The organism is Deinococcota bacterium (genome assembly GCA_030858465.1).
Classification (GTDB): domain Bacteria; phylum Deinococcota; class Deinococci; order Deinococcales; family Trueperaceae; genus JALZLY01.
The window spans coordinates 1-2,943 of the sequence record JALZLY010000288.1; the positions used below are offsets into that span (position 1 = coordinate 1).

The 2,943-nt window shown below is 64.6% G+C and carries 3 protein-coding genes; all 3 read right to left on the bottom strand.

Going from position 1 to position 2,943, the window contains the following annotated elements; all coding sequences use genetic code 11:
- Window positions 1-527 (bottom strand): TlpA family protein disulfide reductase (locus M3498_14355; protein ID MDQ3460460.1); only part of this gene is annotated, 527 nt, incomplete at its 3' end.
- On the bottom strand, window positions 524-1,804 hold the full coding sequence (locus M3498_14360; GenBank protein ID MDQ3460461.1) for a DUF3179 domain-containing protein: 1,281 nt from the start codon (window positions 1,802-1,804) through the stop codon (window positions 524-526). The genes M3498_14355 and M3498_14360, both read right to left, overlap by 4 nt.
- Before the next feature lie 77 nt (window positions 1,805-1,881).
- Complete coding sequence (locus M3498_14365; protein MDQ3460462.1) at window positions 1,882-2,592, bottom strand: Crp/Fnr family transcriptional regulator; 711 nt, start codon at window positions 2,590-2,592, stop codon at window positions 1,882-1,884.
- Window positions 2,593-2,943: the final 351 nt, after the last annotated feature.

The window sequence follows — 2,943 nt, forward strand, 5'->3', positions numbered from 1 at the left end:
ACGCCAAGGTCGGCGAGCCTTTCGGCGGTCTGGGCGGGCGTGATGAGCCCCACCCACACGCCCTGGATGATGCCGTCCGCGCCGATAAAGACGGTGGTCGGCATGCCGCGGGCGCGGTAGCGGCGCATGACCTCGAGGGTACTGTCGGGGGTGAGACCCTGGCTTGCCAGTTGCGCCTGCTGCTCGCTCGTCGCGTCGAGCCCCGTCATCAGCCGAAGGTCGCTGGCCTCCAGGAACTCCACCGCCCTCTCGCGTCCCTCGCTGTTGTTGACCAGCAGCACCCGAAGCTCCCCCTCGTCAAGCTCGTCGGCGACGCGCTGGAAGAGCGGCAGTTCCTCGCGGCAGGGCGGGCACCAGGTCGCCCAGAAGTTGAGCAGGACGGGCGTCCCGGAGAAGTCGCTCAGGCGCACAGGCTCGCCGCCCGCGTCGACCAGCAGAAAATCGGGCGCCTGGCTGCCCACGCTCTGGGCGGAGGCAAAGGCCAGGCCAAAGAGCAGGGTGAGGAGGGGCGCGCGCAAGAGACTCACTCGGCGCTCCCCAGATAGATGCGCGTTTCTGGTTTAAAGGCCGCCCAGGCGAACCACAGCGTGTTGTCGTGGACGATGGGCGTGAGCGCCTCTCCCTCGAGCTCACCCGCGGCCGCCTGGCCGAGCAGGTTCCAGCTCGAGCCGGTTTCGCTGTCGACGAAACCCTCGCCGTCCCAACGAAAGCTGAGTTCCCGGTCGTTCAGCCTCCGGCTGAACGCGCCTACCGCGCCGACGTCCTCGCCTCTGGCGATGGCGCTCGCGTCCAAGGCGCTGCGGGTGCCGGGCTGCCAGAAGAGCACCACGGGCTCGCCGCCGACCATGTCCTCCACGACCCTTGCCTCGGAGAGCTCGCTGAAGGGGTAGGCGACGGATTCACCGCCGAGTTCGAAGGTGATGACCCGCTCCTTGGGAGGCAATCTCCCATCGGTCGGCCCCGAGAAGAGAAAGGCGGGAGAGTCCGCCCGGTCGTAGCCCACGTAGGGGTTGGTGCCGTAGGCGCGGCTGTAGCCGGTGTCTTGCGAGAGCACCAGCGCGTCCGGGAAGGCCTCGCGGAACTCCTCGAAGCTCACGATCTGCGCGGGGTAACGCAGGAGGTCCGTGCCCGCTAAGGTGCCGACCACGCCCTCACCGATGAGCTGTGACCACAGCGTGCTGCTCTCGGTATCGAACATGAGCAGGTTGGAGAGGTAGAGCATCCCGGAGACGCCGAAGCTGACCTCGAGCCCGGCGACCGGCTGGGCTTCCTCCCCTTGCCGGCGGTAGGCCGCGAGAAACGCCTCGTCCAGGTCGCTGAACGTTGCCTGAGGATTGCGCTCGAGCAGCCGCCGCTGCTCCTCCTCACCGAGGGGAATGCGCCGGTCAAAGGCGAGCGCGCTGTTGCAGAGCGGGCAGAAGGTCACGGCGACAGGAACGCCTCCCAAGGTGTCGTTGGCGATCTCGTGCCAGGTGAGGATCTGCAGCGGGTAGGCGCGACTTTCTCCGTTTACGGTCATGGCGATGACGGGTTCCTCGTCCGCCAGCCAGCCTGCCGCCTCCTCCTGCGTGACGAAGGAGGGCGGCCTGTTGGCCGTGGCCGCACCGGCATGATCTCCCGTGAAGCCCAGGGCCGGGATGCCCTGAGGTGGGGGACCTCCGCTCAAGATCTCTTCGACGGGGATGGTGGCCTGCTCGGCATCGACGCCGATGGTGCCCAGTGCGCTAAGGCCGAGTTGGGCGGCAGCCAGGCTCGCGAGAGCAAGCAATCCCAGCGTTGTCAGCAAATAGCTCTGTCGCATCATGCCTCCTTATGACTGGAGGATAGCGAGCCTGAGATTAATTTGCAGTCAAGCGCTGTACGCCGGGCGCTCAGAAAGCCCTAATGTTCGGCCAGGGCCACGAGGCCGGGCATGTAAAGCCGGTAAGAGCCACGGCTCCCTTCGACTAGCCCCTCCTCGCGCAACTCCGAAAAGGCCATGGTCACGGCAACGCGGGTGCCTGAGATGATCGAGGCGATCTCCTCGTGCTTGAGCTCGGTGCGGAGTTCACACCAGTCTGTATCGCCGACCTGTTCGCCAAAGCGGTGTGCCTGCTCGATAAGCACCTTGACCACACGGAACTTGATAGGGTCGTAGCCGTCGCTGAGTTGCTGACGGCAGTGGAAGAGATGGCTGGCGAGGATCTCGGCGAAGCTCAGGGCGAAGGTCGGGGCTGTTACCGAAAGTTGCAGAAACTGCTCGCGGCTCATGGGGCAGGTGGTCACGTCGGTAAGGGCAACGGCGTCAACGCGGTAATGGCTTTCTTCCAGCAAGAACGCCTCACCGATGAAGTTGAAAGGGCCGCAGATGGCCAGGATGCGCTCCTGGCCGCTCGCGGTGGGGCTGACCAGTTTCACCTGCCCTTCAGCGATGACGTGCATGTCGGTCGCCGGATCGCCCATACGGAAAATCGTGTCGCCCTTTTGGTAGCGCCTGTCCGGACAGACGCGCATGAAGGTTGCCCTGTCCTCTTCGCTGACCACTCGGGTGAAATCCGTATCTCTGATGAACCAGGGTTTCATGATCACGACCTCGGCTTCCGATGTTCTCATCACCAGCCTAAAGCACCCTTGGGCACCCCGCAAGGTTTACAGCGACACCGCTAACTGATACGGGCTGATGCGGCTACCGCGCCAACAACCCGCGCTGTGAGAGCAGAGCAGGCTACGCGCACCGCGTCCGTCAATCCTTTTACCGATAGCCTTGTGTCGGCGGAGTAAAAAGGGATCTAAGGAGGTACCTGATGCTCAAGATTGCCGTCGTAGTTTTGGCGGACACGGAAACACATGGGGACCTGGGGCGCGCGGTGAACGCGCTCGAGACCGCCAGAGAATTCAAGGAGGCGGGGGACGAGGTTGCCATCGTCTTCGACGGCGCGGGTACGCGCTGGGTTCCCAAGTTCA